This window comes from Rhizobium sp. AG207R (assembly GCF_027109195.1).
In the GTDB taxonomy this organism is placed as follows: Bacteria; Pseudomonadota; Alphaproteobacteria; order Rhizobiales; family Rhizobiaceae; genus Rhizobium; species Rhizobium dioscoreae.
In genome coordinates, this window is record NZ_JAEPVT010000004.1 from 113,410 (window position 1) to 125,982 (window position 12,573).

Annotated in this window: 14 protein-coding genes and 1 riboswitch; of the genes, 9 read left to right on the plus strand and 5 right to left on the minus strand. The window is 58.9% G+C overall.

The window, feature by feature from the left end; genetic code table 11:
- Window positions 1-193 precede the first annotated feature (193 nt).
- Window positions 194-835 carry a TetR family transcriptional regulator gene (locus tag JJQ51_RS10575; RefSeq protein WP_113333244.1) on the plus strand — a complete coding sequence of 214 codons (642 nt, stop codon included), beginning with the start codon at window positions 194-196 and terminating at the stop codon, window positions 833-835.
- A 235-nt stretch (window positions 836-1,070) separates the two neighbouring features.
- Here JJQ51_RS10575 and JJQ51_RS10580 read toward each other — a convergent pair whose 3' ends face one another.
- Window positions 1,071-2,162 (minus strand): porin, encoded by a 1,092-nt coding sequence (locus JJQ51_RS10580; protein ID WP_069614542.1) that lies wholly within the window; start codon window positions 2,160-2,162, stop codon window positions 1,071-1,073.
- Window positions 2,163-2,767: 605 nt separating this feature from the next.
- On the opposite strand from JJQ51_RS10580, the gene JJQ51_RS10585 reads away from it, so the two are divergent.
- From JJQ51_RS10585 to JJQ51_RS10615, 7 genes are all read left to right on the plus strand, one after another.
- A complete protein-coding gene (locus JJQ51_RS10585) occupies window positions 2,768-3,511 on the plus strand; it encodes a hypothetical protein (protein WP_113354430.1) in 744 nt (247 codons plus the stop codon).
- Window positions 3,512-3,642: 131 nt separating this feature from the next.
- Window positions 3,643-3,775, plus strand: a riboswitch (TPP riboswitch).
- A 91-nt stretch (window positions 3,776-3,866) separates the two neighbouring features.
- Window positions 3,867-5,693, plus strand: a complete 1,827-nt coding sequence (gene thiC, locus JJQ51_RS10590; protein ID WP_113354429.1) for a phosphomethylpyrimidine synthase ThiC — start codon at window positions 3,867-3,869, stop codon at window positions 5,691-5,693.
- 1 nt (window position 5,694) lies between these two features.
- Window positions 5,695-6,672 carry a glycine oxidase ThiO gene (gene thiO / locus JJQ51_RS10595; RefSeq protein WP_113354428.1) on the plus strand — a complete coding sequence of 326 codons (978 nt, stop codon included), beginning with the start codon at window positions 5,695-5,697 and terminating at the stop codon, window positions 6,670-6,672.
- Complete coding sequence (gene thiS, locus JJQ51_RS10600; RefSeq protein WP_113354427.1) at window positions 6,663-6,860, plus strand: sulfur carrier protein ThiS; 198 nt, start codon at window positions 6,663-6,665, stop codon at window positions 6,858-6,860. Before thiO ends, thiS begins: the two co-directional genes overlap by 10 nt.
- A gap of 3 nt (window positions 6,861-6,863) precedes the next feature.
- A complete protein-coding gene (locus JJQ51_RS10605) occupies window positions 6,864-7,637 on the plus strand; it encodes a thiazole synthase (RefSeq protein WP_113354426.1) in 774 nt (257 codons plus the stop codon).
- Window positions 7,634-8,245 carry a thiamine phosphate synthase gene (locus JJQ51_RS10610; protein ID WP_113354425.1) on the plus strand — a complete coding sequence of 204 codons (612 nt, stop codon included), beginning with the start codon at window positions 7,634-7,636 and terminating at the stop codon, window positions 8,243-8,245. The genes JJQ51_RS10605 and JJQ51_RS10610 overlap by 4 nt, the downstream gene beginning before the upstream one ends.
- Window positions 8,246-8,404: 159 nt before the next feature.
- Window positions 8,405-8,749: a hypothetical protein gene (locus tag JJQ51_RS10615; protein WP_113231059.1), complete on the plus strand. Its 345-nt coding sequence runs from the start codon at window positions 8,405-8,407 to the stop codon at window positions 8,747-8,749.
- Window positions 8,750-8,849: 100 nt separating this feature from the next.
- On the opposite strand, the gene JJQ51_RS10620 is transcribed toward JJQ51_RS10615, so the two are convergent.
- On the minus strand, window positions 8,850-9,710 hold the full coding sequence (locus JJQ51_RS10620; protein ID WP_152095467.1) for an urea carboxylase-associated family protein: 861 nt from the start codon (window positions 9,708-9,710) through the stop codon (window positions 8,850-8,852).
- A gap of 127 nt (window positions 9,711-9,837) precedes the next feature.
- On the opposite strand from JJQ51_RS10620, the gene JJQ51_RS10625 reads away from it, so the two are divergent.
- On the plus strand, window positions 9,838-10,707 hold the full coding sequence (locus JJQ51_RS10625; RefSeq protein WP_152095466.1) for a LysR substrate-binding domain-containing protein: 870 nt from the start codon (window positions 9,838-9,840) through the stop codon (window positions 10,705-10,707).
- Between the two features lie 45 nt (window positions 10,708-10,752).
- On the opposite strand, the gene vapC is transcribed toward JJQ51_RS10625, so the two are convergent.
- The 3 genes from vapC to JJQ51_RS10640 all read right to left on the minus strand — a co-directional run bounded on the left by vapC (window position 10,753) and on the right by JJQ51_RS10640 (window position 12,539).
- A complete protein-coding gene (gene vapC, locus JJQ51_RS10630) occupies window positions 10,753-11,151 on the minus strand; it encodes a type II toxin-antitoxin system tRNA(fMet)-specific endonuclease VapC (RefSeq protein WP_152093345.1) in 399 nt (132 codons plus the stop codon).
- Complete coding sequence (gene vapB, locus JJQ51_RS10635; protein ID WP_113354421.1) at window positions 11,151-11,384, minus strand: type II toxin-antitoxin system VapB family antitoxin; 234 nt, start codon at window positions 11,382-11,384, stop codon at window positions 11,151-11,153. Before vapB ends, vapC begins: the two co-directional genes overlap by 1 nt.
- A gap of 150 nt (window positions 11,385-11,534) precedes the next feature.
- Window positions 11,535-12,539, minus strand: a complete 1,005-nt coding sequence (locus JJQ51_RS10640) for a LacI family DNA-binding transcriptional regulator (protein WP_152095464.1) — start codon at window positions 12,537-12,539, stop codon at window positions 11,535-11,537.
- Between the last annotated feature and the right edge of the window lie 34 nt (window positions 12,540-12,573).

Consider the following 12,573-nt stretch of genomic DNA (forward strand, 5'->3'; position numbering starts at 1 on the left):
TTGCGCGTGGCTTATAGACGCTTGACGAAAACATCCTGTTGCGATTTCCTTCCTCGATTTTTAGGGAATATATAAATTCCGCCACTCTGTTGAGCATTGCTGGTATATGGGCTCCAGCACTGAGCGGCATTGATGGATAAAGAATATCAAGAAGAGGGGCACAGCTTGAACATCGGTTTCTGTGGAGAGGTGAATGAGGCGAACTAAGGAGGAGGCGGCGGAAACGAGGAGCGAGATTTTGCAGTCTGCAAAGGCTTTGTTCCTCGACAAAGGCTACGAGAATGTCAGCCTGGAAGAGATAGCCGCAGCCGCCGGTGTCACGCGGGGGGCAGTACACTGGCATTTCAAGAACAAGCAGGGGTTGATGTTCGCGATTCGCGACGAGGCCCAGCAGCCGTTTCAGGAATTGGCGGAGCGAATGTCCAAGGAGCTGCCGCCCAATCCACTCGACCTGATTGCCGATACGATAGCTGCGATATTCGACGACGTTCACGGTGATCCGCGCAAGCGCAGCATGTTGAAGGTGATGATGCATCTCGACATGGCATTTTGCGACGGGACGACAAGCCGGGCGAGCTCGTTCCGGCATGACATGCATGAAAATTTCGAACGCATTTTCACCCTGATGGATGAAAAGACGAAGCTTCCGGCTCCGTGGACGCCGGATACGGCCGCTTCCGCTCTGACAGCGGTCATCGGCGGCCTGATCACCGAATGGACGCTCGACCGGGGCAGTTTCGAACTGGTCCCGTGTGGACAGATGTTCATAAGGATGGTGCTAAAGACCTGGTTCCCGCTGGCACAGACGCAGGAACTGGCAATTACCGCGATGTGACGATATCGGAAAAAGCAGACAGCGGTTTTCCCTTCTGAAGTGAAGAGAACCAACGATAACGGCCTTAAGCTTCTGCTGGGCGCTGAACCGGTTGCCAAAAGCTGGAAATAAAAAAGGATCCGGAGGGAAAGCCAGATCCTTTGCTTTGATCGGAGGTCAACCGATCGATGGAAGAAGCCTGACGGATTGGAACGTCAGGCTTCTCATACCCGGCGCTAAGCCGGGTAATTCAATATTAGAAGCTACGCTCGAAGCGCAGGATACCAGCCCACTGATCCTGGTTCACAGAATCGAAGTTGGTGTAGGAGACTTCCGGCTCGATGAGCAGGTTCTTGACCGGGTTCCACTTGACGTTCGTGGTCGCGGCGAAGATCTTCGAGTCGGTGTAGGCGAGCTGGAGGTTCCACTTCAGCTTTTCGTTGATCGGAACGCCAACGCCGCCCCAAACAGCCCAGTCACCCCAGCCGCACTTCGATTCATCGTTAACAGGGCAAGCCGAACGATCGAGGTTGGTGCCGGCGTACTTGTTCAGCTTGTCGCCGTCCGTGTTCCAGCCGCCCATCAAGAAGGCCGAGAAGGTACCGAAGTCAGCGTCGACGCGAGCCTTGATGGCGCCTTCTTCGACGATGGAGTCATAACCGCCGACGACCTTGAAGCCCCATGCGCCAGACTTGAAGCCGGCACCGGCAACGACGTCAGGAGCGTAGTGGTTGCCCTTGTCGTCAGACCACCAGCTTGAGCCGTAGGAGGCGTCGGAGCCGCTGGAGTTCGAGTCTTCAACCGAGACGACAGCCGTGAAGCCATTGCCGGCATCGTAGGTGTAGGTCAACTGGTTGAGTTCATACGGGCCGTCATAGATCACGTCGTCGTTGATGACGTCGCCGGCATAGCCGATGTAGTAGTTATACTGCGAATCGGCCTTACCGACCAGGAAACCGCCGAGGCTGATGTTGGCGAACAGCAGCTTGGTGGAGGTCGAGTTGCCGTCGTTCCAGTCCCAACGGATGACCGTGTTGGTCTTCAGCGGGCCGTATTCGGTGTCGGTCGCGGTATCGACGCTCAGCTCGGCGCGGGTATGCCAGAGCGTACCGTTCTTGCTGTTCGGGTTGTAGGCATCGTACCATTCGCCTTCGGTACGGACGCGGCCGCCGATCTTGAGGCAGGTTTCCGTGCCCGGAATGAAGAAGTAGCCAGCACCGTATGCGTCGCAGATGCGAACGTATTCCAGCGGCTCCGGCTCGGCGGCGACGATCGCGTCTGCTGCGTGGGCACCGGATACTGCCGCCAGAGCGGCAGCGGAGCCGAGAAGAAGGCTCTTGATGTTCATTTTAAACTCCTGGTTGTATTATGCATTTCTATTTTACCGCGAGCGCAAAACTGGAACACTGCCCTGGGGATCGGTTTGGTCTAAACACGACCGGGCAGCCCGGCAAATACGCACCTGATGTTGGCTTGAGTCCCCTCGAACCTTCATGATTACCCCCGCGGCAAAAGGTTTTGAAATGCCTCTACCGATCCGACCGATTGCTCGACCGTAAGACAACTTATGTCCTGTATTGGATTTACAAACAGCCCGTATGTTTGTCAATTATATGAAGGGCGCTGGGGCGTTAGTCTTGGCCTCTGTTGCTTAAATGCAACTGGCGACCGCAGGCCATGGCGGCACCGGCAGAGATCGCAAAGATGTCCCTGTTCACGAGAACGCCTGCCAGTCAGGGCCGTCACCGCATTTAAGGCCACCGCGATGTCGGCGGTCGATGACGACCATGGCTGCCCAATCTGGTTATGATATGGCCATCGGGAATTCCACGGCACAATGACCGGTCGGTTTGAGCAAAGATCAGCAATGAAATTCAATAATTCGCTACACACAGAAATATTGAATTTTCCTAGATTCCGGCGACTCGCGCCATCGGAGAGGGAAAATCGCGAATGAATGAGAACCGGCTGATCTTCATAGCGACCCCCTGCTTCGGCGGCCTCGTTACCAAGGACTACATGCAGTCCATTTTCTCACTGATGCAGACGGGAGCGCAGGCGGGCATACAGCTGACGCTGGCTCTGCTCGGCAATGACGCCCTGATTACCCGCAGCCGAAACACGCTTGTCTCGTCCTTCCTGAACGATACGACGGCGACCCATATGCTCTTCATCGACGCCGACATCAGCTTCGAGCCCGATCAGGTCATGAGGCTTCTGGAAGCCGATAAGGATGTGGTCGCCGCCATGTATCCGATCAAGGATTATGATTGGCAGACGGCGGCCCGTATCAATTCAGCAGACGGCGAAACACTTGCGGCAGCCGCACTTCACTATGTCGGCACGCCACTTGTCGGCCAGGTTGCAGAGCGTGATGGCGATTTCGTCAGCGCCATCTATGCAGGTACGGGCATGCTTTTGATCAAGCGCAACGTTATAGAAAGAATGATCGCGGCCTATCCGGAGCTGCGCTACAACGCAATCCACGCCTATCCCAGCACCAAACGCTCGCCCAGCACCCAATACGCCCTGTTTGAATGCATGGTCGAGGAGGGAACGGGGATCTATCTCAGCGAGGACTTCGCCTTCTGTCACCGCTGGCGCGCCCTCGGCGGCAAGATCTGGCTCGATACCGCGAGTAAGCTGTCCCATACCGGCCCCCATCGCTTCGTCGGCAATACCACACCACGTTACTAAGGCGCGACAAGTCCGCACGATGATCTGCGCGATAAAGTTGCAATTCGACGGGCGCGGCAATGGTCAATCTCCCGGAAAATGCGACCGCCGCTGCGGGGTTGACAGAGGACAAGAGTAAGGCATAGCCTTTTGACATTCACCAGGGGGGTCCCGGCAAGGGGCTGAGATACTGCTGAACAATACGGCTATGCCGGTTGTGGGCGCAGTGACCCGTTGAACCTGATCCAGTTCATACTGGCGTAGGGACGGTGCAAGCGCTCGAGGCTTCGGATTCCCGCCTGGATTCCATGCCGGCGTCTTTTCATCATTCCGGCTGATTGACTGGGTCTCCAACTGCAACTTGGAGCCTCACACCATGAACATTGCCGCAAAAAACCTCACTCCGACCGTCACCACCGGCCCGCTGCCGGCCTCTCGAAAAATCCATATCACCGGGGATATCCATGCCGATATCCGTGTGCCGATGCGCGAAATCAGCGTCCATCCGACATCGGGCGAGCCGCCAGTTATCGTCTACGATTCGTCCGGCCCCTATACTGTCGAAGGTGCAGATATCCGCATCGAAGAGGGCCTGCCGCAGCTGCGCCGCGATTGGGTTCTCGCCCGTGGCGATGTCGAGGCTTATGAAGGCCGCCATGTGCGTCCCGAAGACAACGGCTTCGTCACCGGCGAACGGCTGACACCGGAATTTCCGGCCAAGCGCCAGCCACTGCGCGCCAAGGATGGCAAGGCCGTCACTCAGCTCGCCTATGCGCGTGCCGGCATCATCACCCCGGAAATGGAATTTATCGCCATCCGCGAAAATCTCGGCCGTAAGGCGAAGGCAGAAGCCTTGATCCGCGATGGCGAGAGCTTCGGCGCGCATATTCCCGATCACGTCACGCCTGAATTCGTTCGCCAGGAAGTTGCGAGCGGCCGAGCGATCATTCCGGCCAACATCAATCATCCCGAAAGCGAGCCGATGATCATCGGCCGGAATTTCCTGGTGAAGATCAACGCCAATATCGGCAATTCCGCACTCACCTCCTCCATGGCGGAGGAAGTCGAGAAGATGGTCTGGGCAGCACGCTGGGGTGCCGATACCGTCATGGATCTTTCGACCGGCCGCAACATTCACAATATCCGCGAATGGATCATCCGCAATTCGCCGCTGCCGATCGGCACGGTGCCGCTCTATCAGGCTCTGGAAAAAGTCGGCGGCATCGCGGAGGAACTGACCTGGGAGATCTATCGCGACACGCTGATCGAGCAGGCCGAACAGGGCGTCGACTATTTCACCATCCATGCCGGCGTGCGGCTGCACTACATCCCGCTCACCGTCAACCGCGTCACCGGCATTGTCTCGCGCGGCGGCTCGATCATGGCCAAGTGGTGTCTCCATCACCACAAGGAGAGCTTCCTCTACGAGCATTTCGAGGAAATCTGCGACATCTGCCGCGCCTATGACGTCTCCTTCTCGCTCGGCGACGGCTTGCGGCCCGGTTCGATCGCCGATGCCAACGATGCCGCGCAGTTTGCCGAGCTCGAAACGCTCGGCGAACTGACGAAGATCGCCTGGGCCAAAGATTGCCAGGTGATGATCGAAGGCCCCGGCCATGTGCCGATGCACAAGATCAAGGAGAACATGGATAAGCAGCTCGCCGTCTGCGGCGAGGCACCCTTCTACACGCTCGGACCGCTGACGACGGATATCGCACCGGGATACGATCACATCACCTCGGGCATCGGCGCTGCGATGATCGGCTGGTTTGGCACGGCGATGCTGTGCTACGTCACGCCGAAGGAGCATCTCGGCCTGCCCGACCGCAACGACGTCAAGACCGGCGTCATCACCTACAAGATCGCCGCGCATGCGGCCGACCTCGCCAAGGGTCATCCGGCCGCTCAGGTCCGCGACGACGCATTGTCGCGTGCGAGATTCGAGTTCCGCTGGGAGGACCAGTTCAACCTGTCGCTCGATCCGGATACCGCCCGCAGCTTCCACGACGAAACCTTGCCGAAGGAGGCTCACAAGGTCGCGCATTTCTGCTCGATGTGCGGCCCGAAATTCTGCTCGATGCGGATTTCGCACGACATTCGCGCGGAGGCACAGAAGGAAGGGCTGGAAGCGATGGCGGCGAAATATCGGGAGGGCGGCGATCTCTATATGCCGGTCGAAGCCCCTACCCAGCCGGCCGAGTGACATGCGCATCCTCATCAAAGGGGCCGGCGTTGCCGGCCTCACGGTCGCTCACGAGCTGATCCGGCGCGGAGCAGAGGTCACGATCTCGGATCCAAGCCGGAATTTTCATCGCGCCGCCTCCTGGCTTGCCGGCGGCATGCTGGCGCCATGGTGCGAGCGGGAAAGCGCTGATGAGGCTGTGCTCGAGCGCGGTCGTGATTCCGCCGATCGATGGGACGCGATTCTGCCGGGCAAGGTCGTCCGCAACGGAACGCTCGTCGTCGCGCCGAACCGCGATCAAAACGAGCTGAAGCGATTCGCCAGCCGCACGACAGGCCATCGCTGGGTGGGCGAAGACGAAATCGCCGCTCTTGAGCCTTCGCTTGCCGGCCGGTTCCGCCTGGGCCTGTTCTTTCCGCAGGAGGCGCATCTCGATCCCCGCGAGATCCTGCGATCATTGAAGGACGATCTATCTGCAAAAGGCGTCACCTTTGTCGACGGGCACCTGGATGATGATAGGTTCTCCGACATCGTCGACTGTACAGGGGCTGCCAGCATCGGCAGCATCCGCGATTTGCGCGGCGTGCGCGGCGAAATGCTCTATCTGCAAAGCGACGAGATCTCGCTTTCGCGCCCCGTCCGCCTGCTGCATCCGCGTTTTCCCGTCTATATCGTGCCGCGCGGCAACGGCCTGTTCATGGTCGGCGCGACGATGATCGAGACCGATTTCAAAGGGCCGATCAGCGCCCGTTCGCTGATGGAACTCCTGAATGCAGCCTATGCGCTGCACCCGGCCTTTGCCGAAGCCGCCGTGATCGAAACAGACGCCGGCATCCGACCTGCCTTTCCTGACAATCTTCCCCGCGTAACGCGCGAGGGAGGCACCGTCTTCGTCAACGGCCTTTATCGTCACGGCTTCTTGCTGGCGCCGGCGATGGCCGAGAAAGCCGCCGATCTCGTCTTTTCCGGACACAACGAAAGGAGTCGCCAATGCGCCTGATCATCAACGGCGAAGCGCAGATTGTCGAAGTCACCACGCTCTCGCAGCTTCTCACTGCGCTCGAATATGAGGGGGAATGGCTGGCAACCGCCGTCAACGGCGAGCTCATCCATAGCGACGAGCGCGATGACCATACCCTGACCGACGACGACAGGATCGAAATCCTCACTCCCATGCAAGGAGGTTGACCCGTGCTTGAACTCTATGGAACCCAAATCGCATCGCGCCTTCTTCTCGGCACGGCGCGCTATCCCTCTCCGGTCGTACTGGCGGAAGCCGTCAAACGTTCCCAAACCGAGATCGTCACCGTGTCGCTGCGCAGGGAAACGGCAGGCGGGCGCAACGGCGGTGCATTCTTCGAGATGATTCGCGAACTCGGCGTTCGTGTCCTTCCCAATACCGCCGGCTGCCACGGCGTCTCCGAGGTGGTCCTGACCGCGAAAATGGCACGCGAGGTTTTTCGGACCAACTGGATCAAGCTCGAGGTGATCGGCAACCACGATACATTGCAGCCAGACGTCTTCGCGCTGGTGGAAGCGGCAAAAATCCTCACCGACGAGGGGTTCGAGGTCTTTCCCTATACGACGGACGATCTTGTCGTGGCCGAGCGGCTGCTGGAAGCCGGATGCAAGGTGCTGATGCCCTGGTGCGCGCCAATCGGAACGGCGGCGGGACCGCTCAACCTCTCGGCCCTGCGATCGATGCGGGCACATTTTCCCGAGGTACCGCTGATCGTGGACGCCGGCATCGGTAGGCCGTCGCATGCAGCGACCGTCATGGAACTTGGCTTCGATGCCGTGCTGCTGAATACAGCGGTTGCCGGCGCCGGCGATCCGGCCGCGATGGCGGAAGCCTTCGCCAAGGCCATCGATGCCGGCAGGCAGGCATTTGGCGCCGGGATGCTGGAGCCGCGCGACATGGCCGTGCCATCGACACCCGTCATCGGCAAGGCGGTGTTCTCATGAAGCTTGATCCGTTCTACCTCATTGTCGATAGCGCCGCCTGGATACAGAGGCTGGTGCCGCTCGGCATCAGACTGGTGCAGTTGCGCATCAAGGATCGCCCAACCTCCGACGTTCGCGCGGAAATTCGCCAATCGAAGGCAATCTGTGCCGCGCATGGATGCCAGCTGATCATCAATGATTATTGGCAGCTCGCGACCGAGGAGCGCTGCGATTTCATCCATCTCGGCCAGGAGGATCTCGCTTACGCCGATCTCTCCGCCATACGGAATGCCGGATTGAAGCTGGGGCTTTCGACGCATGATGAGGCGGAATTGGAGACGGCACTTGCTGCCGAACCCGATTATATAGCGCTTGGACCGATCTATCCGACCGTCCTCAAGGCCATGCCCTGGGCGCCCCAGGGCCTTGAGCGGATCGGCGAGTGGAAGGCTCGCATCGGCGATCGGCCGCTTGTCGCAATCGGGGGCCTGACGGTCGAGCGTCTTGCGGGCGTATTTGAGCACGGCGCCGATGTCGCGGCAGTCGTGACAGATATTACTCGCAATCCAGACCCCGAATCGCGGACGCTCGAATGGCTGAACGCGACGCGGCGGCTGCCTCCAAATTGACAAGTTCGCGCCTCAGAGCCCGTGGGAGGGGTTATTTTCAGCCGCTTTGCCCGATGAACGGGCCATTCATTGAATATTCAGCTGAACATAATCATGCTGAAGACGTTAATTAGATGACTCGCGCATTCGCTGAGCACAAAGACTGCTTTGGAGGTGGTCATGATAAAGAAGACGGTTCTTACGGTTTTGCTGGCCGCTACGGTCGTAGGCGGCGCATTGGCGCCCGTCAGCAGCGCACAGGCACAGTATTACGACGGCCATCGCGGCGACTGGCGCGGCCATGATGATTGGCGTCGCCATCACCACCATGGCAATGGCGGCGCGATCGCCGGCGGTGTTGCTGCCGGTCTCCTCGGCGGACTGATCGTCGGCGGCGCCCTTGCCAATAGAGGCCCGGTTTACGAAGTCGCCCCGCCGCCGCCAAGATGCTGGTACGAGGATCGCCGCGTCCAGAACGAGTATGACTATGGCTGGCATTACGAGCGCATTCGCGTTTGTAACTAAGCGGTCAACGATGCATCGTCCTGAATGGGCGCATCGTTTGATGGATGATTTGGATTTGCCGGCGGCCAAGACCGCCGGCAAACTGTTTTAGGCCGGCAAATTACAGTCCGTGCGTCCTCGGATAGGCATTGCGCTCCGGGAATATTCGCCCGACGAGGCTTTCGGGCTTGGGCCGCCAGATTTCGACGAGCAATGGATAGCAGGGCACCGTATCGCTCGAATGTTCGTTGCCGCAGTCACCGCCGGGGCATGCTGAGAGAGCGCCAAGCAGATCGATTTCCGCGAAGAACTCGATGAAGTCGCCCGGCCGCACGGGGCTCGCCTTCATGAAATACTGATGGGTGTCACGCGTAAAGCCCGTACACATGAAGACATTCAGCACGTCGTGAACGTGAAACTCCGCCTCCTGGACAGAGATGTTCATTTCCTTGGCGAGCGCGCGTGACAGGTTCGAATGGCAGCAATGGTGATAGTCGTCGCCCTTCAGCAGCCGGTTCGTATAGGGATCGCAGCGCGTGCCGATGACGTCATGAACGCCTGCCCCGTCCGCGTCCCAGCCATACCAGCCAAGCGTATCATGCGTGATCGTCGCCATGGGGCGCAGATAGGGCAACGTGCTCCACAGGCGATCGCCGAGACCGACATGGGTGGCATGCAACGCTCGCGTCTTGCCGCTGAAGAAACGCTCGGAAAGATCGGCGGCATTCCACAGATTGAGATCGCCGACCTGCGCTCCCTCCACGCTGACGATCCGAAAGAAATGTCCCTTCGGCACGCGAAAACTGCCGCCCTCACGCGGGGGGACGACGATTTCGGCCATCTTGGTCATGGTTTGCCGCGCCGATCGCAGCACATCCATATCGGCAGGCGGCAGCGTGCCGTTCGGATAGACGATGACAGGAGGCTTGTCGCGCCGCTCGGCTGCATCGGCGGGAGCGGGCGTATCGAAAATACTGTTCATGGCGACTTCACATTCCTCACCGATCTGACAGGAAGACATTCGTTTTGGCATCACTCTACGAATACAAGGCGCCCGCGCAACATCGATTATCCTTGCGCTTTGACCAAGTTTTACTTAGCCTTATCCGATGCAACATGTTCCGCTTGCCTCCCTTCGCGCCTTCGAGGCAGCCGTTCGCCATGAGAGTTTTGCCAAGGCGGCGGCTGAACTCAATCTCACGGCCGCGGGTGTCAGCCAACATGTGCGCGCCCTGGAGGAATGGCTCGGCATCAAGCTGTTTACGCGCCATGCCCGCGGCGTAATGGCAACCATGGCCGGCCGCAGTTTCGGGGCAGCGGTGGCAAACGGTCTCGGACATATCGACATCGCCGCCCGGCAGCTGCGGCTTGCCGGCAACAATCGGCCGGTCAGCGTGGCCTGTATTGCTTCTGTCGCCACGCGCTGGCTGATACCGCGATTGCAGGCATTCAAGAAGGAATACCCTGAAATTCAGATCAATATCGTCTACGCGCTCGATGCGAAGACGCCGGAGGCGGCAAGCGTCGATCTGTTGATCCGCCATGGACCAAGGCCAGCGGTCAACGCGGTTTCCCTATTGCCCGCCGAAACGCGGCCAACCTGTTCGAGGGAATATGAGCGCCGTCACGGACCGATCAGGACGCCCGCCGATCTCCTTAATGTCGACCTCCTGCACGATGAAACGACGGCCGCCTGGACACGCTGGTTCACCCTTGAAGGCATCCACCAGCCTCCTAAACCCGGACCGATCTTTGCCGATTTCGGCTTGATGATCGGATCCGTCATCGGCGGGCAAGGTGTGGGCCTCTGCCCAACGGCCTTGATTGCAGAAGAATTGGGCAATGGAACGCTGGTTGCCCTATTCGATACGGCGTTGGATACCGATAAATCCTATTGGCTGATCGAAGCCGACCATCTTTCCGACGATGCGGAAACGTTTCGCGACTGGCTGATTGCTGCCAGCGCCGCAATCGCTTAGGCGCCAAGTTGGATGACTCGAGCCCGACGCCGACGATCACGACCGCTAGACCCAGTTTTCCACCCGAATGCCAGGTATGCGGATGAATTCCTTCATGTTGTTCGTCACCACGATCAGCCCCTCGCTGCGGGCATGTGCGCCGATCTGCATGTCATGCGGGCCACATGGGGTCCCTGCGCGCTCCAACTCGGCTCGCACTTGTCCGTAATGTGCAGCCGCCTTGTCGCCGAACGACAGAACCTCCAGCCGAGCCACGAAATGCTCGACGGCAGTCAAGTTTTCCACGCGCCGAGTCGACTTCTCCACACCATAATACAACTCGCCAAGGGTTATGCTCGATATGCAAAGCTGCTCCGCCAGCGCGTTGAATTTTTCCCTCACGGCAGGCGGATAGGTCTTCATCACATAAATGCAAATATTCGTATCGAGCATATAGGTCAGCATCAGAAGGACTCGCGTTCTTCCACCGCTGGCTGTTCACGCTCGTCCAGAAAGTCGTCACTGACACGGGGGCCATGAAGGAAGAGATCATCCCATCGTTTACCTTGCGGCACGATCACGCGGCTGCGACCGATCTTCAGGATATCGACCTGATGTACGTCCTCAGGGAATGCTACGGCCTTGGGCAGACGCACAGCCTGGCTTCGATTGCTGGTGAATACAGTCGAACTCGTCATGTTCGGCTCCTGATTTTGGGATATGCAATTGGGATATACTTAACTCCGTAGGCTTGAAAAATCAAGACTCCGCTCCCGTAGGCGCCTATGCGGTTTAAAGCCAACAAGCGCCGGTTGACGCGAGATATCCGAGCCAACGCACCAATGTCTTCAGAGGCTTTCAGGAGTAATGGTTAGAAACCGCACCGGTTCGAGATCCACGTCGGTATCAATCAGGCCCAGCCGCTTCAGTGTCAGATCGATGGCACGCCGGGCCTGAACCTCCGGAGCCTGATCGAGAACGATCGTCATCAGCCCCTCCTTGAGATAGGTGCGCGTCGCGTCGGACAATTCATGCCCGACCCAGAAGACCGACTGCTGACGATATCGGCGCAGAACCGTCGCAATCGCGGCATTGTCGCCGCCCGCGCTATAAACACCTATAATGTCGGGATATCGGGCGAAGGCATTTGTCAGCAGCTCGATCGTTTTCATTTCATCGTCCTCATCGAACATGACTTCGACGAAGCGATGCGATGGGTTCGCATGATCAAGCAGATAGCTGGAAAAACCGCGAATACGTGCCTTGTGGTTCTCGTAAGCACCACTGTGGCAGAGCGCGACGAAAGTGCCTGAGATGCCTGCCTGCATGCGCGCCATGTAGAAAGCAGCGGTGCGACCGGCCGCTTCGTTGTCGATGCCGACGTAAGGCAGCTCCAGAGCTGGCCGCGTCATGATCTGCACGACAGGAATGCCGCCGCTGGCAGCCTTGCGGATGCTGCCGACCACATCGGGATGATCGGGCGCGACGACGATCAAGGCGGAGCGCCGCGCCTGCGGATTGGCGATATGACGCGAAAAATCCACACGATCGTCTTCCCTGGCGAAAGTCCGCTGGATCTGAATATCCTTGTCGAGCAAGGCGGCGATGCGCTCGAATGCGCGATTGAGCCTTGAATAGAAATAGGTCTCAGGCCGGAGCAGCACGACTTCGATGCGCACCAGACCATGCCTAGTGCCGGCGAGCGGCATACGGTAGCCGAGCCGCCTTGCGGCGATGAATACCTTTTCCGCCGTCTCCGGCAACACATTGCCGCGGCCGTTGAGTGCACGCTCGACGGTGGCTGCTCCCACACCCGCGGCCGCCGCCACATCCTTCAACGTAATCTTGGCCACGCGTCCCTCACTTGCCAACCCGATGATCAGATTT